The sequence below is a fragment of the Streptacidiphilus sp. P02-A3a genome, assembly GCF_014084105.1.
In the GTDB taxonomy this organism is placed as follows: Bacteria; Actinomycetota; Actinomycetes; order Streptomycetales; family Streptomycetaceae; genus Streptacidiphilus.
The window spans coordinates 7,009,268-7,029,144 of record NZ_CP048289.1; the positions used below are offsets into that span (position 1 = coordinate 7,009,268).

Annotated in this window: 15 protein-coding genes and 1 pseudogene; 5 read left to right on the plus strand and 11 right to left on the minus strand. The window is 72.2% G+C overall.

The window, feature by feature from the left end; all coding sequences use genetic code 11:
• Positions 1-772 precede the first annotated feature (772 nt).
• Positions 773-1,648 carry an oxidoreductase gene (locus GXP74_RS29495; RefSeq protein WP_182454275.1) on the minus strand — a complete coding sequence of 292 codons (876 nt, stop codon included), beginning with the start codon at positions 1,646-1,648 and terminating at the stop codon, positions 773-775.
• Positions 1,649-1,740: 92 nt separating this feature from the next.
• Here GXP74_RS29495 and GXP74_RS29500 point away from each other — a divergent pair, with 92 nt between their 5' ends.
• Positions 1,741-2,643, plus strand: coding sequence for a LysR family transcriptional regulator (locus GXP74_RS29500; protein WP_182454276.1), 903 nt, complete (start codon positions 1,741-1,743; stop codon positions 2,641-2,643).
• An 86-nt stretch (positions 2,644-2,729) separates the two neighbouring features.
• On the opposite strand, the gene GXP74_RS29505 is transcribed toward GXP74_RS29500, so the two are convergent.
• Positions 2,730-3,338 carry a TetR/AcrR family transcriptional regulator gene (locus GXP74_RS29505; protein ID WP_182454277.1) on the minus strand — a complete coding sequence of 203 codons (609 nt, stop codon included), beginning with the start codon at positions 3,336-3,338 and terminating at the stop codon, positions 2,730-2,732.
• Positions 3,339-3,455: 117 nt separating this feature from the next.
• Between GXP74_RS29505 and GXP74_RS29510 the strand changes: the two genes are divergently transcribed.
• On the plus strand, positions 3,456-4,475 hold the full coding sequence (locus GXP74_RS29510; RefSeq protein ID WP_182454278.1) for an aldo/keto reductase: 1,020 nt from the start codon (positions 3,456-3,458) through the stop codon (positions 4,473-4,475).
• 150 nt (positions 4,476-4,625) lie between these two features.
• On the opposite strand, the gene GXP74_RS29515 is transcribed toward GXP74_RS29510, so the two are convergent.
• Positions 4,626-5,225, minus strand: a complete 600-nt coding sequence (locus GXP74_RS29515; protein WP_182454279.1) for a TetR/AcrR family transcriptional regulator — start codon at positions 5,223-5,225, stop codon at positions 4,626-4,628.
• A gap of 102 nt (positions 5,226-5,327) precedes the next feature.
• Between GXP74_RS29515 and GXP74_RS29520 the strand changes: the two genes are divergently transcribed.
• Both GXP74_RS29520 and GXP74_RS41115 read left to right on the plus strand, forming a co-directional pair.
• Positions 5,328-6,491, plus strand: coding sequence for an epoxide hydrolase family protein (locus tag GXP74_RS29520; RefSeq protein WP_182454280.1), 1,164 nt, complete (start codon positions 5,328-5,330; stop codon positions 6,489-6,491).
• A 115-nt stretch (positions 6,492-6,606) separates the two neighbouring features.
• A pseudogene (locus GXP74_RS41115) lies at positions 6,607-6,843 on the plus strand (DJ-1/PfpI family protein); the annotation flags it as partial.
• Here GXP74_RS41115 and GXP74_RS42335 read toward each other — a convergent pair.
• The 8 genes from GXP74_RS42335 to GXP74_RS29560 form a co-directional block, all read right to left on the minus strand.
• Entirely contained in the window at positions 6,731-7,258 is a 528-nt protein-coding gene (locus GXP74_RS42335; RefSeq protein WP_370468474.1) for a hypothetical protein, read from the minus strand. The pseudogene GXP74_RS41115 and the gene GXP74_RS42335 sit on opposite strands and share 113 nt — an antisense overlap.
• A 7-nt stretch (positions 7,259-7,265) precedes the next feature.
• Positions 7,266-10,247 carry an FxSxx-COOH system tetratricopeptide repeat protein gene (gene fxsT / locus GXP74_RS29530; RefSeq protein WP_225448290.1) on the minus strand — a complete coding sequence of 994 codons (2,982 nt, stop codon included), beginning with the start codon at positions 10,245-10,247 and terminating at the stop codon, positions 7,266-7,268.
• 110 nt (positions 10,248-10,357) lie between these two features.
• Entirely contained in the window at positions 10,358-11,545 is a 1,188-nt protein-coding gene (locus GXP74_RS29535; protein WP_370468570.1) for an FxsB family cyclophane-forming radical SAM/SPASM peptide maturase, read from the minus strand.
• Between the two features lie 74 nt (positions 11,546-11,619).
• Positions 11,620-11,889, minus strand: coding sequence for a hypothetical protein (locus GXP74_RS29540; RefSeq protein ID WP_182454281.1), 270 nt, complete (start codon positions 11,887-11,889; stop codon positions 11,620-11,622).
• Between the two features lie 96 nt (positions 11,890-11,985).
• Complete coding sequence (locus GXP74_RS29545) at positions 11,986-15,345, minus strand: SAV_2336 N-terminal domain-related protein (protein WP_182454282.1); 3,360 nt, start codon at positions 15,343-15,345, stop codon at positions 11,986-11,988.
• Positions 15,346-15,349: 4 nt separating this feature from the next.
• A complete protein-coding gene (locus tag GXP74_RS29550; RefSeq protein ID WP_182454283.1) occupies positions 15,350-16,387 on the minus strand; it encodes a MoxR family ATPase in 1,038 nt (345 codons plus the stop codon).
• A gap of 81 nt (positions 16,388-16,468) precedes the next feature.
• The gene (locus GXP74_RS29555; protein WP_182454284.1) at positions 16,469-18,436 is read right to left on the minus strand and encodes a trypsin-like peptidase domain-containing protein; all 1,968 of its coding nucleotides are present in this window, start codon (positions 18,434-18,436) and stop codon (positions 16,469-16,471) included.
• A complete protein-coding gene (locus tag GXP74_RS29560; RefSeq protein ID WP_182454285.1) occupies positions 18,429-18,797 on the minus strand; it encodes a CU044_2847 family protein in 369 nt (122 codons plus the stop codon). The genes GXP74_RS29555 and GXP74_RS29560 overlap by 8 nt, the downstream gene beginning before the upstream one ends.
• Positions 18,798-19,239: 442 nt before the next feature.
• On the opposite strand from GXP74_RS29560, the gene GXP74_RS29565 reads away from it, so the two are divergent.
• Complete coding sequence (locus GXP74_RS29565; protein ID WP_182454286.1) at positions 19,240-19,869, plus strand: LuxR C-terminal-related transcriptional regulator; 630 nt, start codon at positions 19,240-19,242, stop codon at positions 19,867-19,869.
• Positions 19,870-19,877 lie beyond the last annotated feature (8 nt).

The window sequence follows — 19,877 nt, forward strand, 5'->3', positions numbered from 1 at the left end:
CCCCTGACCCCCAGTTAGGGAATGGAGGTCTATTCCCGCACCAAATATGCGCTAATGCACGTTCGCTACGTGCATTACCGGGCGTTTCGTGCACCAGCGCTCACAGCACTTGGTCCCTGACTGGCCCCCGGAGAGCCAAGGTCAGCGCGTGCACCCGACATCCCAACCATCGCATCTCGCTCTATGCACATTTTCAAGGGCCCTCGACCTCCGACGAGCCTCAGCACACCACACCGGGTGAATCAGACAGCCATTGAGTCATCTCAAATCGTCTCTCGACACCGCCCAGCAGCCCTGGTATTGCCGTTCTTTCTCCTGGCAAGCGCGCGTATAGATACGCTCTCACCTTGACGTCAGCCCCCACAAGAGCACGAAAATACGCTTCGAGCGCACTGAGGATACTTCCCGCCGCCTATTTCCGAGAAATCGATCGGTCAGTTCTGCCAGGCGGCGAGGAGGTCCTCGGGTCCCCAATGGGCGGCCAGGGGGACGTTGTCGCTGACCCCGCAACGCGAGACCGCGACCAGCGGCGTGTCCGGACCCGCCCCCGGAACGGCGGGCAGGTCGCGGACCAGGGCGTCGTACTCGCGACGCCCGAAAGATAGACTCGACTAGGGGTGTGGGTGTCAGATGCCGCATCCATCCAGGTCAGGAGGCATCCCTGTCTCATAACGAGCCACACGACATCCGGCTTCTGATCGGCGGCTGGAGATCGTCAAGAGCAGGCGGCACGATGGTCACCATGCCGCCGCGGCTGCCCTACCTCGCCCCGCTAGCGGCCGATCGTGTCCAGCTCGATGAGGTCCGCCTCGGCGAGGGGCAGCCCGGCGCCTGCGACGTTCTCGCGCAGGTGTGCCGCCGATGCGGTGCCGGGGATGAGCAGGATGTTCGGCGACCGTCGAAGCAACCACGCCAAGGCGACCGACATCGGGGTCGTTCCCAGGCGGGAGGCGACTGCGGAGAGAGCCGTGGACTGCAGTGGCGTGAAGCCGCCGAGCGGGAAGAACGGCACGTAGGCGATGCCCTTGGCGGCGAGGTCGTCGATCAGCTCGTCGTCCTGGCGGTAGGCGAGGTTGTACATGTTCTGCACACACACGATCGGCGCGATGGCCTGTGCCTCCGCGACCTGCTCCGCCGTCGCGTTGCTCACGCCCAGGTGCCGGATCAGGCCCTGCTGCTGGAGTTCGACCAGGGCCCCGAAGGGTTCGGTGAGGGAGCCGGGCTGCGGGCCCAGGGCATTGCCGAGCCGGAGGTTGACCACGTCGAGCGAGTCGAGGCCCAGATCGTCGAGGTTCTCGTGGACGGCGCGGCGCAGTTCCTCGGGACGGCGGGCGGGGGGCCAACCGCCCTGCTGGTCGCGGACCGCGCCGACCTTGGTCACGACGTGCAGGGATACGGCGTAGGGATGCAGCGCTTCGCGGATCAGCTGGTTGGTGACGCGCGGCCCGTAGGCGCCGGCGGTGTCGATGTGGGTGACGCCGAGGTCGACCGCCTCGCGCAGAACGGCGATCGCGCCGTCGCGGTCGGCGGGTGGACCCATGACTCCGGGGCCGGTGAGCTGCATGGCGCCGTAGCCGACACGGGCGACGGGCAGGTCGCCCAGGTTCCAGGTGCCGCCGGGGAGGGATGACGAGGAGTACGTGTTCATGTCTCGATCCTCACGCGTGGACAGGCGGTCCGGCCAACACCGATTCGGTGCCCTGTCATACCCGGTGGGTATCACGGGGGTAGAGTGACGAGATGGACGCCCTGGAGACCCGCGAGCTGCGCTACTTCGTCGCCGTCGCCGAGGAACTGCACTTCGGCCGCGCAGCCGAACGCCTCGGCATGTCCCAGCCGCCGCTGTCCCGGGCGATCCAGCAGTTGGAGCGGCATCTCGGCGTCTCCCTGTTGGAGCGCAACCGCCGTGGAGTCACCCTGACCGGTGCCGGAGAGGTGCTGCTGCACGAGGGCCGCGTCGCTCTGGACGCCACCAGCGCCGCCGCCCGCCGGACCCGTCGCGCTGGTGGGGCCGACGGTGCGACGGACGGGCGCCGCGGCCGCTTGGTGCTGGCGGTGAAGGCCGCCGGGTCCCACGAACTGCTGCGGCGACTCCTCGACGCCCACGCGGCGCAGCCGGAGGCCGCCGAGGTGGAGGTGCTTCCGTGCGGCCTCTGCGAGCAGGAGGAGTTGCTGCGCGACGGCCGCGCCGATGCGGCGCTGATGCATGCGCCGTTCAACTCCCTCGCCGGGTTCGACAGTGAGGAACTGCAGACCGAGGGGCAGGTCGCCATCCTCCCCGCCGGTCACCCCCTCGCCGCACACGAGTCCCTCCGCCTGTCGGACATCCACGACGTCCCGGACCTGCCGCTGGCCCGCTGGCCGAGCCACGGCGTCTACCAGCCGGGCCCCGGCCCCGAGATCCGCGACCAGACCCAGCTGGCCCAATTGATCGCCCTCGGACGCACCGTGGCCGTCTTCCCCGGCTCCGCCCGCGCCTGGCTGTGGACCGAGCACGCCGCCGTCCCGCTCACGGACGCACCTCCCGTCGTCACCCACATCGCCTGGCCCGCCCACAGCCGCTCCCCCGCCCTGGCCGCGCTGGTCCGCACGGCCACCCAGCTGTTGAGCAGCCAGTCGCATGATCGGCCGGACGGCTCCTGATGCGAGGGTCGCTACGGAGTGTGAGCAGCCAAGAGGGTTCAGGGTGCTTAACCTGAGCGGGGCGGAGCGATGCCGCCCGGCTCGGGTCAGTGCCCCCGTCCGCCGGACGACAGAGAGCCGGGGTGCGGGGTGCGCAGTCCGTCGATGAGCAGGGCGACCATGCGCTGGTTGTAGTCGGGTTCCTGTCCCGGCACCGGCATGCAGAGGTTGGCGACGGCATAGAGGAGGTCACGGGCGCTGACGTCGGCGCGTACCACTCCGTCTGCCACGGCGGCTTCCAGCAGCGCCGCCAGAGCCGGGCAGGCCTTGTCCATGAAGTAGCCGGACAGGCCCTGGTACGCGGGGTCGCCGGAGTGAAGGGCGGGAGCCAGCCCTCGTTTGGTGCCCAGGAGTCGGGTGTACCGGCGCAGCCACTCGGCGAGCGCCTCGTCGGGCCGGTGGTTGGCGCTGAGTTCGGGCCCCGCTGCGGCGACTGCGTCGATTCCGCTCTCCACGACTGCCTTGACCAGGTCCGAGCGCAGCGGGAAGTGACGGTAGAGGGTGCCGACGCCGACTCCGGCCAGGTCGGTGATCTCCTTGGCGGGGGCGTCGACCCCGGTCGTGTCGAAGACCTCCTTCGCGGCCTCGATCAGGGCGTCCAGGTTGCGCTGCGCGTCCGCGCGCAGGCGACGGGGCGCTGGCGACTTCTCGGTCATGGAACCTCCACTTGCCTAACCGGAAAGTCTTTCCGTATGGTTGTGGAACGAGTTTCCGTTTAGTCGGATCGTAGAACATCCCACGGATCCACTCGTCACACACCCCAGGAGGAACCCGTGGAGTACCGCACGCTGGGCCGCACCGGCATCGAGGTCAGCCGCTACGCGCTGGGCAGCCTGATGTACGCCACCCGCATGGGCAACGAACCCGCGGAGTCCGCGCGCGTCATCCACAAGGCGTTGCACGCCGGCATCAACCTCATCGACACCGCCGACGCCTACGGCGACTCGGAGGAAGTGGTCGGCCGGGCCCTGAAAGGACGTCGCGACGACGTCGTCCTGGCAACCAAGTTCGGCAGGCCCATGGGAGAGGCCCCCAACCATCAGGGCACCTCCCGGCGCTGGATCACCACCGCCGTCGAGAACTCGCTGCGCCGTCTGCAGACCGACTACATCGACGTCTACCAGATCCACCGCCTGGACCCCACCACCGACATCGAGGAGACCCTGGCCGCGCTCACCGACCTGATCCGCAGCGGCAAGGTCCGCGCCATCGGCTCCTCCAACACCCCCGCCTCCGACATCGTCGAGGCGCAGTGGGTCGCCGAGCGACGCAACCTCGCGCGCTTCCACACCGAACAGCCGCCGTACTCCATCCTGAGCCGCGGCATCGAGCGCGAGGTCCTGCCCGTGGCCCAGCGCCACACCATGGGCGTCATGGTCTGGGGACCTCTCGGCCAGGGCATGCTCACCGGCCGCGTCCGCAGGAACCAGGGCAACGACCTGAGCCGCGCGGGTCTGTTCAAGCACCTCAACGACGAGCGCCGCATCGATGTCGTCGAACAACTCATCCCCCTCGCCGCGGAAGCCGGGATGCCGCTGACCCATCTCGCCATGGCCTTCACCGTCGCCCACCCCGCAGTCACCACCGCCCTGGTCGGCGCCCGCACCATGGCCCAGCTCGAAGACCTCCTCGACGGCACCGGCGTCCGCCTCGGCGACGACATCCTGGACCGCATCGACGAGATCGTCCCGCCCGGCACCAACATCGGCAGCCTCGACCAGGACTACCAGCCCCCCGCCATCCAGAACGCAGCCCTGCGCCGCCGCCCCCTCAGCGAACGCGCAGCCGCCTGACACGAAGCCACCGCCCCGGACCTACGACTGCGACGAGGGAGGACGCCTGCCAGGTGGCGCGGCGCTGCACGACCGGCCCCTGACCGGCCACCACGATCCGGACACGTCCCGCGCTGCCCGGTTCCGCCCGACCGGTGCGGCAGTCGCAGCTCAGGCCAGGTCGCCCGCGAGAGCGACTGCGCGGGTCTCGGGAACTCCCAGCATCAGCAGAGTGGTGACCGCCGCCGCCCGGGCGCCGGGGGTCCCGTTCGACGGTTCGCGGTCCGCGATGGCGAACACGACGCCGTAGGCAAGCTGGCTCAGTTTCCCCGCCGACAGGTGCCGTGCGAACACGCCGTCGGCCTGGCCCCGTTTCACGAGGTCGGCGAGGAGCTCGTCGACCGGACCGAGCAGGCCGTGGATCGTCTCGCCGAACTCGCCCCGGCGCAGCGCCAGCAGCACGCGGTACCGGTGCGTCACCGGCCAGATGCGGGTGACGAATTCGACCCACGTCGCGTCCGCCCGCGCCTGGGCGGCGCTGACTTCGGCGAGCACGGTTGCCATCTCGGCGACGGCCCGTTGGGTGAGTGTCCGAACCAGGTCGAGGCGTGTGGGGAAGTGCCCGTAGACCGTGCGCCTGACGACGCCCGCGGCGGCAGCGATGTCACCCATCGCGGCATCGGGGTTCTCAGCCAGTACGTCGAGGGCGACGTCGAGGATGCGGTCGCGCGTCTCGTTCGTCGAGCGCGCACGGGAGGACTCGGTGGGCATGACCGCATTGTTGCACAGCACTGTGCAGTCAAGTAGATTGCACAGCAGTGTGCAACAGAGGGTCGCGCCACACCTCGAAGCCCAGGAGAACAGGAGAGGGCAATGACCGCACTGGCACCGATGAGCGCCACTCCCATCCGCCCGTTCACCGTCTCGATCCCGGATTCGGAGATCGACGACCTGAGGAGGCGACTGGCCGGAACCCGGTGGCCGCATCCGGAGACCGTGAGCGACTGGTCGCAAGGGGTCCGCGTGGGCAGCGCCAGAGCCCTGGTGGATTACTGGGAGCACCGCTACGACTGGCGCCGCCTGGAGTCCGACCTCAACCGCTTCCCGCAGTTCCTGACCGAGATCTACGGGCTGGACATCCACTTCATCCACGTCAGGTCCAGGAACCCCCACGCGATGCCGTTGATCCTCACGCACGGATGGCCGGGTTCGAACATCGACTTCCTGAAGCTGATCGGCCCGCTGACCGATCCGGCGTCGTTCGGGGGCGACGCCGCCGACTCCTTCGACGTCGTGATCCCCTCACTCCCCGGGTTCGGGTTCTCCCAGAAGCCCACGGAGACCGGATGGACCGTACCGCGCATCGCAAGCGCGTGGGTAGAGCTGATGAAGCGTCTCGGCTACACCCGATGGGCCGCACAAGGCGGGGACTGGGGTGGGGCCGTCACCACCGCCCTCGGGGCCGTGCAACCCGAGGGGCTCGTCGGAATCCACCTCAACACCCCACTCGCCTTCCCCGCCCGGATACCCGACACCCTGTCGGCCGAACAACGCCACGCCATGGAGACCCTCGCCCTCTACACCGGCGAACTCGGCGGCTCGAACCACCTCCAGGGCGCGAAGCCGGAGACCGTCGGATTCGCCCTCGCGGACTCCCCCGTCGGCCAAGCGGCCTGGATCTACGAGAAGTTCCAGTCCAAGACCGACAACCACGGGCTCGCTGAGGACGCCCTGAGCATGGACGACATGCTCGACGCGATATCCCTCTACTGGTTCACCAACAGCGCGGCCTCGTCCGGCCGCATCTACTGGGAGAACAAGCCAGGCAGCTTCGCCGGCCCGGAGCTGGCACTCCCGGTCGCGGTGACCGTCTTCCCGAAGGACATCCCGCTCCTGCCCCGAAGCTGGATCGAGGACACCTACAGCAACCTGATCCACTACAGCAAGGCCGATAAGGGCGGCCACTTCGCAGCCCTGGAACAGCCCGAGATCCTGGTCCGCGAAATCCGCACCGGCCTGCGCACCCTTCGCCGCTGAGGCCAACGCCCCCGTCCGGGCCAGGTCCAGGACGGGCGTCCGGGACACGGTCGGCGAGGGACACTGCCCATGCCACGCCACCGGGCCTGGGCGGCCGACACCATCGACTCGTACAGTCGCATTCCTCGTCGCCCCCGAAGGGGTCGAGCAGGCCGAGCTGACCGGGCCCTGGCAGGCGGTGCCGGAGGCAGGCGGCACGCCCCGGCTGCTCGCCACGGCAGTCGGACGGATCCAGGCCTTCAATCACCTCGACCGCGGTGACACCTTCGAGGTCGACGAACTGGTCGACAAGGTCTCACCCAGGGACTTCGACGCGCTCGTGCTGCCGGGCGGGGTGGCCCATCCCGACGCACCAACGCCTCGCACGCCGCGTCGAGCGCGGCGGTGCCGTCGGCGACCGTCGCGTCGGCGGCGGCCTTGACGCGGGCCCCGGTGGCCGACAGCGGCAGCCCGGTCCACGGGCGGAACAGCTTCGGCACGCCGGTGAGGTCGACGAGGTCGTGCGTCTGCCGGAAGACCACCTTGACGTCGAACACACAGGCCGGCTCGCCGCCGTCCGGGGTGAAGCGAACCACGGGTGAGTCGGGTGACGCCGCCATCCACTCCGCCCGCGCCGCCACCGCGGTGGCGGTGACCGATCCGACGGAGAGATCGGCTCGGCGGCATCCCGCAGGAGTACCAACATGCCGCTTGACCAGTCCGAATGTCTCATCGACATCCGCAGGCCCGGCGTCACCGAGCTGTGCGGCAGGCCCTTCGCCGTGCACTGGCTGGTCAGATCGGCTGCGGTTCGAAGTCCCAGTAGGGCCGGTCCCGGCGGCGGACCGCGACGGTGTGAGGGTGCTCGGGGCCCAGGAAGCGGGAGAGGCGGGAGAGCACGTCGCTCTCGACCCGGGCCGCCTCCTCGGCCTCGCGCACCAGGCGCAGGTCCATGGCGAGTGCGGCCTGGCAGGAGAACGTCAGGGGGTGCTCCAGGCCGAGCACGGCGCTGGCCCGGGCCAGCGTGTCCCGGCTGAGCTCCAGTGCGCCCTCGTCGTCGCCGGAGAGCTGTCGTGCGGCGGACAGGTTGAGTTCGCAGCCGAGCGTCCAGGGGTGGTCCGCGCCGACGGCGGAGGCCATGGCCTCCCATGCCTCGGCGGCGATCCGCAGCGCCGTCTGCCGCTCGCCGTAGAGCTGGTGGAGCAGGGCCAGGTTGCCACGGGTGCCAATCGTGTAGGGGTGCGCGGGGCCGACGAGCTCGTGGTACAGGTTCGTCACGGTCTGGGAGAGCTCCGCGGCGGCGGTGAGTTCGCCGCTCTGGCGCAGGAAGGTCGCCCAGTCCGCCTGCACCAGTAGCGTGTCCGGACTGCCGGGGCCGTGCAACTGGACCGACGAGGTCACCACGGACCGCATCAGCTGGGCGCCGCTCGCCAGGTCCCCACTGCGGCGCAGGCACTGGGCAAGGTTGTGCTCGGCGGCCAGGGTGGCGGGATTGCCCGGGCCGAGGATCTGGCGGTGCTGACGGGCATTCAGCTCCTGCCGGGACTGGGCCTCCGGGTAGCGTCCGAGCAGGCGCAGCAGCCGGGCGTATTGGAGCCCGGCCTCCAGGGTCTGGTGGTGACCGCGACGCAGCAGCCGCTCCCGCACCGCGAGGACCTCGCCGTGCATGGCCAGCGCCTCCTGGTAGCGGCCGAGGAGTCCCAGCGCGAGCCCGAAGTTGCCACGGGCCTGCAGGGTGGCCGGGTCCTCCGGGCCGAGGACCGCGCTGTACTGCTGCCAGACGGACTCGTAGAGGTCGTGCGCCTCCTCCAGCTCGGCGAGCGCCATCAGGGTGCCGCCGAGCCCGTTCTGGGCCAACAGCAGGTCGGTGTCGCCGGGCGGGCGGTCGGCCAGTTCGGCGACCAGTCGGCGGCCGATCAGCGCCGCCTGGTGGTAGCGGCCGGACCGGCGTTCCAGATTGGCCTGTTGGTACTGGACCTTCAGCAGGTCCCGGTCCTCGGCGGGCAGTTGGTCGCGCCATCGGGCGTACACCGTCTCGGCCAGCTCGCGGCCGGTGGTGTACTCACCGCGCAGTTTGAGGTATTCGATGCAGTTGAGGACCAGCTCGCGCACCGCCGGGTCGTCGCTGTCGAACGCTCCAGCCGGCTCCAGTTGCGGGAACAGCTCGGCGTAGGTCGGCCACTCGCTCGCGTCACCCGGCCGACGAGGGTCGGCCCCGACCAGTACTTGGCAAGCGGTGGCTGTCATGGCGCGTCGTTCCTCGATGGAGAGCTCGGTTCGGAGAAAGCTGTGGTAGAGCCGGTGCATCCGGACGCTGGACACGGTGGCGTCGGCGGGGTTGCCGGTGCTCCGGTAGTCGAGCCGCACGACCGTCGCGTCCGAGATCCGGGCCAGCGCGCCGTGCCAGGCGATCGGGTCGGCCGCGAGCCGGGCCATGTGCTCCGGAAGGCTGCCGCGGGGCGCCCGCTCGACCAGTCGCACGGGGATCCGGTCGGGTGCGAACTGGGCCATCAGGTTGAGCAGTTCGGCCGCCGCCGGGTACTGCTCCCGGAGCGTGTTCAACGTTATCGACCAGGCCGTCTTGAAGCCGCGGGGGTAGTCCTCGTCGATCCCGAAGCCGACCTGGTCCAGCTGGCCGCCGGTGATCTGGGCGACGTAGACGGCCACCGGCATCGTGTTGGTGTGCAGCCAGGACGCGGTCTGCGCCAGCATCAGCGGCAGGTCTTGGACGGCCTCGGCGAGCAGGTCCGCCTCTGCCGGGGTCAGCCGGGGCGCGCGGCGGCGCGCGTACGCGACGCTCTCGTCGCGGTTGAACGGCTTGACTGCGATCTCCGGGAACCCGCTCATGGCCGCCCAGGGCCGGTCGAGGGTGGTGACCAGCACGTGCCCGGGGCCCTCGGGGAGGAGGTCCGCCACCGACTCCGGGCTGTCGGCGCCGTCGAAGACCAGCAGCCACGGGCGGTACGGAACACCCCGGCGCAGCGCCTCGTGGGTGGCGCGGATCTGCCCGCCGACCTCGTGTCCGGCGGAGAGCCGCAGCATGGCGGCGAGCTCGGCGAGGCCGTCGCGTGCGGTGGCCCGGCGGCGGGCGTCGACCCAGTGGACCAACTCGTAGTGGTTGCCGAAGCGGTGGGCGTACTCCATGGCGATGGCCGTCTTGCCGACACCCGCCGGTCCGTGCAGGGCGAGCCGGGTGCCGGTCGGACCGCTCACGGTGAGTTCCTCGAACAGGTCCTCCAGGATGGCGTCCCGCCCGGTGAAACTCTGGGTGCGGCGCGGGATGTGGTAGACCTCGGGCGGGTCGAGCGGGAACCTGGGCGCGCCTTCGCGCGGCGCCGGGAGCGCGGTCGGCGGCAACTCAAGGCACTGCAGCAGCAGGCGGTGCGCCTCCACCTGGTCGAGGTTGCGCAGGTCGGCCGGGACCAGCGCGGCGACGGCCGTGGGCAGCGCGGCGTTCGCGACGCTCACGGCGGCGAAGCGGTCCCGGTGCAGGTGGACGATCTCGCGCAGCGCCGCGTTCCACTCCTCGTTGGTGCGCGGGCCGAGCCGGAAGTACCAGTCGTCGAGTACGAGCAGGAGCTTGCCGGGGGCCTTGAGCAGGTCGGAGAGCGCCTCGGCCAGCGGGGCCTCCGCGCCCGGGTCCCAGCGCAGCAGCGAGGCGCGGTGACCGATCCGGGCGAGTTGGTGCGCGATCCACGCGGCCCAGGGCCGGTTGAACCCGGCGTAACTGATCGTGATGTGTCGGCCGGGACCGCTGCTCCGGAACTCGTCGATCACGGTGGCTCTCTCTCGTCTGCGTCCAGCCGACCTGGGAGGCCTGGGATGCCTGTCGGCGGCCAGGCCCCGGAGTGGCCTCCCGGCTCCAGATTAGTGGATCTGTCGGATACTCAGAAACACTGCGCCACAGGCGAGTCTGGCACATCAGTTCGGAATCCGGCTGGCTGCCCGGCCACCTCGGACAGGGCGCCCGCGATGTGGCGGATGAGCGGTTCGAGGTCAGTGCAGTAGACGGACGGATTACGGAACCCCTCTCCGTGGCGGAACCGGTGGACGTAGTTCCCGCCGCCGCAGACGGTGACGAGGGGACACTCCAGGCACTCCCGCGCCAGTGCGTCCCGACCGAGTTGGCGGGCGACCACACCGGGGTGGTCGAGGGCCGCGTCGAAAGGGTGGTGGAACACGTCGAGCCCGGTCCCGCCCGCCCCGTGGTAGGCCGAGCGGATGGCGTCCACCTGCTCGATGGCCCCGTTGGTGTCCACGACGACGGCGGCCACCGGTGACAGGCCGACGGCCTCGTTGGTGCCGGGCCGGCCGAGCAGCAGTCCGATGATCTCGTGGAAGAGCCGGATCGGCGGGCCGGGCCCGGGGTCGGCCCACCACTGGTCGAAGACCCGGATCAGCCAGTCGCCGTGCCGACCCGCCGGACCGCTCGGCGGCGCCGACCAGTTGGCGTGCGGCAGCAGCAGGTCGAGGACGGGTGGGGCGAGTGCGGCGAGCGAGCGGTAGACCTCGACCGGATCGCTCTCGACGTCGATGGTGGTGAGGATGCCCGCGTAACTTCCGGGCCGGCCCGCCAGCAGCCGGGCCGCGCGCAGCACGGCGGGCCAGGACGACCGGCCGGCGTGGTCGGTCCGGTGCCGGTTCAGTGCCGCGGTGCCGCCGTCCAGGCTGAGCCCGACCCCGATACCGGCTCCGGCCAGCCTGTCCAGCACCCGCTCGGTCAGCAGGGTGCCATTGGTCTGCACGGACACCTGGGCCGTGCACCAGGGCGGCAGCGCCTCCCGCACCGCCTGCGCGAGCCCGATCAGCGGGCCGGGCCCGAGCAGCAGCGGTTCGCCACCGTGCAGGTCGACCCTGATCGCGCCGAGCCGGTGGGTCCGCACGTGCTCGCCGATCCGGGCGGCGGTGTGCAGGGCGGTGCGCGAGGGGAGCTGCACGGGTCTGCTCCGCCAGGTCTGGTCGGGGCCTTCGTAGAGGTAGCAGTAGTCGCAGGCGAGGTTGCACCGGCTGCTGGTCTTCAGTACGAACTGCCGGAACGGCGTCGGCGCCCTTCCGGCGCGGCGCAGCCCTGGCACGTCCAGCTGGAGCAGCGGCCACGGTGCCGGGCAGCCGTCAGGCCCCAGGACCCGCAGGTGCTCGGGCTCGCGCACTAGTCGACCGTCTCGCCCGGGCCGCCCGTACGGAGCCGGCGAAGCGCCATGCTGTCGCCGTACTCGGCGACGGCCTCCTCGGGGGCGGGCCACCAGGAGAGCAGGTCCGCCGCCACCGCTGCCAGCGCGGGCGGGCGCCCGGCCCCAGCCAGGGCCGCGAGATCGACGCCGGACAGGTCCGGCAGCGGCTCGCGTGGGCGCGCGGACTGCCTCCGTACGGTACCGATGTCACCCAGCGCGATGACGGGACGGCCGGACTGACTGGGCACGCGCCCCCCTCTCCCCCGCTGTGCCGTGAGCACGCCGAACTCGGACTGCGCTGCTTGCCTATTCCCGAACTCCGGTGCGGGGAAACCTGGTTGGCATCAGCCCTCCGGGTTGGCCCCGGCTTGCGGGCCGAGCACCGCCAGCCGCTGCCTGGTCGCCACGGCCTCCGGGTCCGCGGTGGCCCCCGCCTCCTGCCACAAAGCGCCGGCCCGGCGGTAGGCTGCCAGCGCCTGCTCCCGGCCCGCGACGCGCTCCAGCACCTGGCCGCGGCGGTGGTTGGCCCGGGCCGCGACCAGTGGCAGGCCCGCGCGCAAGGCGTTCGACGCCGCCCGCAGGTAGCGCGTCGAGGCCAGCTCCAGGAGCCGGGCGGTGCCGGTGACCGAGCCCAGCTCGACATCGATGTCGGCGAGCTCAAGGTGGATCTGGGACAGCAGCGCGGGGTCGGCGCTGCACCGCGCCGCCGACTCCAGCGCCCACTGGGCCTCGTAGAGATCGGCGCGGCGGTGCCTGGCCCGGTACCGGGCCCGCAGGGTGCGGGAGAACAGCAGCTGCCGTTCGGCGAGTTCGGGAGCGTCGTCCAGAGTCTCCGCGACGGCCTCGCGCAGGCTCATGACCGCCTCGTCCACGACCGACGCCGAGGTGCCCCCCGCACCGGGCGGGTTCTCCTCGGCCGCGGCCACCCGGGCGAGCAGCACCTCGCCCCTGGCGGCGAGGACTTCGACGCGCTCCGGCTTGTCCACGGGCAGCAGCGCGAGCGCCTGGGTCAGGCAGGAGTCGGCGTGCACCAGCCGCGCGGGGTCTGTCTCCCGGGCCCAGAGCAGCAGATCCACCTGGGCCAGCCTGCGCAGGGCCTCGGGGCGCCACTGCGGGGTCTCGCCGTCCCGCCGGGCGTACCCACCGCCGTCGAGTCCGTCGAGGCCGTCGAGGCGCAGCAGCCGCTGCAGAGTCTCCTCGGCCCGGCCCAGGGCCCAGTCGTCGGTCGGCAGCAGGCGCGTCCGCAGCATCAGCGCGTCCGAGAGCGCCAGCAGGGCCCGGGCGTGGTCCGGCTCCGCGGCTTCCTCCGCGTCGAGCAGCGCGACGGCCGACTCCAGCGCGTCCACCGCCCGCAGCACGCACTCCTGCGCGCCGGTGGCCTCCCACTCCTCGGCCAGCTCCCGCGCCCGGTCGGACAACACCAGGCCGAGGGTCAGCTGGAGTTCGGCCGGGAGGCGCTCGGGCGGCCACCGGGTCACCAGCGTCCGCAGGGCCTCCTCGGCCTCCACCAGCAGGCGCAGCCGTTCCGGCCGTTCGGTGTCGGCTCCCGGGGCCAGGCCCGCACGGTCGGCCTGCCACTGCTCCGCGCGGTAGTGCAGCCGCAGCGCCGAGGCGTGGCCGACCGCGGCGGCGGCGAGCTGCGGTGACGGGAGCGGCGCGTGCTCCAGGCAGGCCCGCCACAGGTCCTCGGCCGGCAGCAGGTCGGCCAGCACGCCGGGCAGGGCGCCGGGCAGGGCGCCGCCCTCGTGGCAGAGCCCGGCTCGCTCCGCGAGCAGCCCGGCGAGCAGCACGGAGAGGTCGAGCCGGCGCGTCGGCCAGTCGGAGTCCGACCCGGCGGACCAGACCGACAGGGCCTCCCGCGCGGTCCGCACGCCCTCGTCCAGGAACGCCGGATCGCGCCAGACCCGCCAGGCCGCGTCCAGGCCGCGGGCCAGTGCCTCGCCGGCGGACGGCCCGGCCGCGCGCAGCAGTTGCAGGGCCTGCAGCAGATGGCCGGCGGAGCCGTCCCGCCGGTACCGTTCGAGCAGCAGTTCTCCGCCTCTGGCCGGGTCGTGCAGCGCGAGGGCGGGTTCGAAGCGCCGCAGCACCTGCTCGGAGACGCGGGCGAACGGCTCCGGGACGGCGCCGGAGCCGGTCACCGGTTCCCGTCCGGTGTCGGCCAGCGAGGAAACCGCGACCGCTGGCAGGTTGCGGGCGCCGCGGCCGAAGTTCCGCTCGATGTAGAGCGAACAGTGCTTGAGCACGAGCGCCGCCTCGCCGGTGGTGAGCCGGTCCAGCAGCAGGTCCCGGACACCGGAGGCGAAGTCGAACCACAGCTGGTCCGGCGGGCCGGGCGGCCGGGCGGCCTGCGGGGCGGCCTGGGGCAGCAGCAGATCGCTGATCAGCACCTCAGCGAGCTCGGCCGTGCCGCTGTCCGGGAGCATCGCCCGCTGGACCAGAAGGATCACTGGCAGCGTGAGGGCAGCGGCCGACAGGTACATCGCCAGCCGCCTGGCGGCGGGTGATGCCTGGCGCTCGAAGCGGCGCAGCAGGTCGTCCGCCGACGAGGGCGCCCAGTCGGCGGACCCGCCCGCTCCCGTCGGCCCGGCATCGGGACCGGGGTGGTCGGGCCTGCCGTCCTGGGGCAGCCAGAGCGCCGCGCACTGCAACGACAGTCCGGCGGCGCTGCTGGTCAGCTGGGCCCAGGCGCTCAGCGCGGCGGGCTCGGGGCTCAGGACGGGGAGCGCCAGCCGGTCCGCGGGGCCCGACGGCCGACTGCCGGGGCGTTCCGGCAGGAACGCGGGGGCCTGGTAGTCGCCGGGCCGACGGCACAGCCGACCGGCCTGCGGCCGCAGCTCGGTCCGCCCCCAGAGGCGCTGAGGCAGCGGCTGGACCAGGGCGACCGGTGTGTGCCTGCTCCACCGGTGGAGCAGGCGCTGCAGCGAGCCGTCCCGCCACAGCGGGCCGGTGCCGTCGCTCAGCACCAGGCTGATCAGCCGCCCCGTCGGGTCGTACAGCTCGTCGGCCCGGCGGGCGGGCCCCAGGCGGTGGCGGGACGCACCGACCCAGCGCCCCTGGGAGTCGGGCCCGAGGGCTTCGCTGGTCAGATAGTGGATCGTCACCTTCCGGAAGGCACCCACTCGTTCGAATGCCTCCCGCAGTCCCTGGAGCAGCGGCTCCCAGACGGCCATGGCGGTGGAGGCGTCCATGAGCAGCTGCAACTCGGCTTCCCTGCGGGGAAGTTCGTGCAGGACCGGGAGAACGAGACCGGTCCGCGCGCAGTTGTCGGCGGTCGCCTGCTCGTCGAGCTCCGTCCGCGCCGACCGCACCCGGGGGCGGTAGCGCTGGAACGGACGCAGCGCGCGCTGCAGGGTCAGCGGGTCCGGCAGCGCGGCCCCTGAGGGAACGTCGACCTCACCGAAGGAGGCCAGCCGACCGGGCCGGGCCAGGCTCCGGTCGGCGGGCCTGGACCAGTGCGGCGACGGGCTGTCACGTGGCACCAGGTCGAGCAGGTCGCGGTCGTCGTCGCCTGGGTGGCCGTCGAGCGCGGCGGGATCCGCCGTCCCTCCGGCTCCTGCCGGTCCGGCGGGCTCGCCCGGGAGCCACTGGCTCAGCCAGAGCGCGTCGGAGAGCTCCTCGGCGTCCAGCTCCACCCCGTGGCCCCGCAGCACGCCCACGAGGTCGACCAGCGCTCTCCGTCCGGATCCGCCCGCCTCCCCCGGCACGGTGTCACCTGGTCCGGTCGAGCGGCCGCAGGAGTTCCGCGGTCAGTCGGCGCCGGGTGTCGTCCTCCTGCGCCCAGTCGGCCTGCCGGGTCAGCTGGATGGCGTTCAGCAGCTGGTCCACGGCGCGCCGGTCACCAGGGGCACGGTCAAGGAAGGTGTCGATGAGCGAGTCGTTCGCCCGGGCCGCGTCGTCCCCGAAGTGGGCCCGGACCATGCCGGCCAGGCGCTCCTTGTCCGGCGGCTCCAGGTAGAGGTGAAGGCAGCGCCGCAGCAGGGGCACCGGGAACTCCCTTTCGCCGTTGCTCGTCAGCACGATGAACGGGAACGCCCGGCAGCGCACCCGCCCCTCGCGGATCACTACCGTGCTCCCGTCGTCGCAGCGCACCGGGACCTCGGGCACCCGATCGGCGATCCGCTCCAGCTCGGGGATGGTGAACTCGCCCTCCTCAAGGACGTTGAGGAGGTCGTTCGGCAGGTCGATGTCGCTCTTGTCGAGCTCGTCGATCAGGAGGACGCGCGGACGCTCCTGCGGTAGCAGCGCGGTGCCCAGCGGGCCCAGCCGGACGTACCGGCCGATCCCGCCGCCGGGCTCCCCCGCGTAGGGGGGTGGCTCGCTCGCCGCGCGCTCGAACTGCAGGTCCTGCAGGCGCCCGATGGCGTCGTACTGGTAGAGGCCGTCGCGCAGCTGGGTGCGGCTGACGATGGGCCAGCGCAGCACGCGGCCCAGGCCCAGCTCGTAGGCGACGGAGTGGGCCAGGGTGCTCTTGCCGCTGCCCGGGTCGCCAGTCACCAGCAGGGGCCGACGCAGGTAGAGCGCCGCATTGACCAACTCCCGCTCGCGGGCGCCGGGCCGGTGGTTGCGCGCCCGGTTTCCGGCCCGGTCACCGGCCAATCCGAGGCGGCGCTCGGTGACGTCGTCCACCGGGCCCGGCGACGGTACGACAGGTCCGCCGTCGAAGGCGCGCCAGGGCGGCGGGGCGGGGAGGTCGGCGATGGCGTCGTGGGGCGCGCCGGTACCGCGGTAGATCAACCACTCGCTCATGTCGCGCTCCTCAGCCCCATTGCCCGTCAGCTGCCCTTCGGATGCGCTCGACTCGTACGGTCTGATGTGGCGCTCTGACGACTACGGCTCGGGCAGGGGATTGGCTGGATCATCGAACAGCAAAATGAGATCGCCACCCCGGATCACATCCCCACCATAGGCGGCTCGTCGCAACTCCCGCAATCCTTTGGGAAGTTCACTGGCTTTCAGGTCGGCCATCCATGTTTCTACCCGGCTGTCACCGCGGTGACACCCGGCGTGGCCGGCCGACTGCGCCGCGTTCTCGGCGCCCGAGGCCGTCGCCCCGTGCGCCCGCTCGGGCTCCGGCTCGGGCTCCGGCTCGCGGTCCGGCTCGCGCCAGAGCGCCACGACATGACCGGCCTCCAGCAGCGATCGGGTCAGCCGCCGGGTCACTTCGGGCTCATCGGACGAGTCGTGACGGCAGATCAGCGGTACCTCGCCTTCACCGAGCCGCTCCAGGTCCGCGGCGGTGTCCACTGTCCGGGGCGTCAGACGGCGCGCGGTGGCGAGCCGCTGCCACTGGCGCACCCGTTCACCCGGGGGCACGCCGGCGTGCGGGCGGTTGCGCAGCACCACCTCGCGCTCGGCCCCCAGCCGCCCCTGTCCGGCGCGCCAGGTGTGCGCCGGTGCGAGCAACTCCTCCATCGGCGCGGCGATCTCGACCCGTGCGCGGTACTCCCGGCCGTCCAGCTGCGATCCGTCGGCATCGAGGAGGACGTCGCGCAACTGGTCACGGACCTCCCCGACGGCCTCCAGCAAGCTGAGCCGGTCCCCGTGGCCTGTTCCCGTGTCGTCCCCGCCCTGCAGGGTCGGCCGCCACTCACCCTCGCCGAACCCGTGACTGATGCTCCACCGGTACCCGCGCCGCTGCTGTCCGTAGCCGACCAGCGGCGCGAACTCCAGCAGCACGGACTCCGGGCGGCGGTGGGCGTGTTCGAGCCCCTGCCGGTCGGCGAGGGCGACCTCGCGCCGACGGGCCGAGATCCAGCCGGCCAGTCCGGTCACCGTCTCGCGCACCGCCGGATCGGGCCCGCGCGACAGCTCTGCCGCTACCGCGAGCAGGAACTGGAGGTGGTGGGCCTCGCTGTCACCGAGCCGGACGTATCCGTCCCGCCAGGTCAGCAGCGGGACCGGCCAGTCGCCGACGGGCCTGGCGGACACATTCGGCATCAGCTGCCCGACCACGCCGGGCCGAGCGGGCGCGGGCAGCCGGGACAGCCAGTCGAGCTCCGCCAGCCGGTCCAGCGGCGTCCAGCTGCCGCGCTGACGCGGCAGCTCGCGCCGGACGTCGGTCCAGCTGGCCGAGGTCCGCCCCGGTCGGTCCTGGTGGCGGACGTGCCAGACGTCGTGCAGCCGCAGCAGCTCCCGTCCCGGCTGCGCTCCCAGGTCCGGGGCACCGGGCCGGTGGTGGCGCGCGGCGAGCTCATGGATCGCGCCAACCGGCACGACCAGGCCGAGGTCCTCGCCGTCCCGGGCACGGACCAGGCCGACCACCTCGCCGCGGTCCTCGTCCACCAGCGGGCCGCCCGAGTACCCCTTGCGCAGCCGGCTCACGGCCGCCACCTGGAGGTAGCGGCCGTCCTGCCCAGTGATCCGGCAGCTGGAGTCAACCGCCTTGAAGCCCTCGTCCGACTCGGACGGCTGGTAGCCGTAGAGGTGGGCGTTCTCGCACAGCAGCGGTTCCCGCTCGCCGAGCCAGGCGACCGACTGCACCGCCGGTCGCTCGGCCAGGGCCACCAGGGCCAGGTCAGGCCCCCGACCGTCTCGGAACTCCTCGACGAGGTAGGCGAGTCGGGACCGCAGCAGGCGTCCGCCGAGGTGGACGCCGACAGAATCGCCCTCGGCCGTACCGCGCCGATCGCCGTTGGCCGAGACGAACAGGTGCGCGCAGGTCAGCACCCACCCGGGGGCGACCAGCACGCCGCTCCCCCACAGCCGCGGCTCCGGGGCCCCGGGCGGATCGCCGATGCCCACGGTGGCCGCCTTGGCCAGCAGGATCAGCTCATCGGACGCGGGCCACTCACTCACTGGCCACCGACGGCTGGGATTCGCGCTTCCAGGTGAGGGTGACCGACAGGTTGGCGCCGAGGCTGCCATCCGCGAGCAGGGCGACGGCCTTGCCGGGACGAGCGGCCACGGTGACACCGAAGGTAACCTGCCACTCGTCGGGGGCCGCCCGCGCCGCCGCGTCCCGCACCCACCGGGCCACGCCGGTCACCACGTCGTCCAGCCCCTCGACCCTGGCCACGACGGCATCCCAGGCGCCGACCTCCTCCCACTCCTCCGCCGCCCCGCCGCCGGCCGCCCCCGGCGAGGGGGGCAACTCGCTGACACCGACCCAGATCAGGGTGCGGTCGTCCAACCGGATCTGCTGAAATCTCTCACTCATGGCTCCCCCTGCCCGGATCACTCCCGGTCGGTAATCGGTCCGACAGTCGCACGCTCACACACTCCCACCCGATATTCGGTCAGGTTAGGTCAACTCGGCTCCGAAGTGGACCGAGGCTTCCCTGTCGGTTCCGCCCCTCCCGTAGTACTCGGCGGCGGCCGTGCTGTACATGGGGGCATTGCCCCCGATATTCCTGCTCCGGTGCCGGCCGGGTCCGCCGGTGGACGTCAAAGCCCTGCGGCAGCGGGTGGCGGGGCGGCGCGGAGGGCGGCTGCGGGAGACGGGGAACGGGCGGCGGTTCGGCCCGTGGCGGGCGGCGATCTCGGGCGGCGGCGGGTTGGAGACAGGTAAGGAAACCTGGGTGGCGTATCCCGATGACGCCCGGCGGCCCGCAGATCGATGCTCTCCCTGTCGGGTAGGGGTCAACCTCCAGGAGAAGTCGATGGGCGAACCGGTGAAAGTCAGCATTGTCGCGCAGGACCCCGTGCTGGAGGCGGGTACGCGGAGCTGCCTCCAGTACCACGGCGACATCGCGGTGGTACTGCCCGGGGAACCGGCGCAGGTCGCGGTCATGATGGTGGACCGGGTGACCTCGCGGGTGATCGACGCGGTGCGGGCCGCGCGGGAGGCGGACCAGCGCCGGGAGATCGTGCTGGTCGCCACAGAACTGGCGGGCGGCGACGCGGTGCAGGCATTAGCGGCGGGCGCCCGCGGGCTGCTGCGCCGTTCCGAGGCCACCGCCGAGCGCCTGGCGTCGACGGTGGTGGCGGCCGCCGTCGGCGACTGCACGCTGCCGCCGGACCTGCTGGACGGGCTCCTTGAGCACGGCCACGGGGCCGACGCCCTCAGGGCGGGCGCGGGGGTGGCGGAGCGCGCCGGGGCGTCGCTGTCGGAGCGGGAGCAGGCGGTCCTGCGGCTGGTCGCCGACGGCCGGGAGACCGTGGAGATCGCACACGAGCTGTGCTACTCGCCCCGCACCGTGACCAGCGTGGTGCACGACGTCACCCATCGGTTCCAGCTCCGCAACCGCGCCCACGCGGTGGCCTTCGCACTGCGGGCGGGGCTGCTGTGATCGCGACG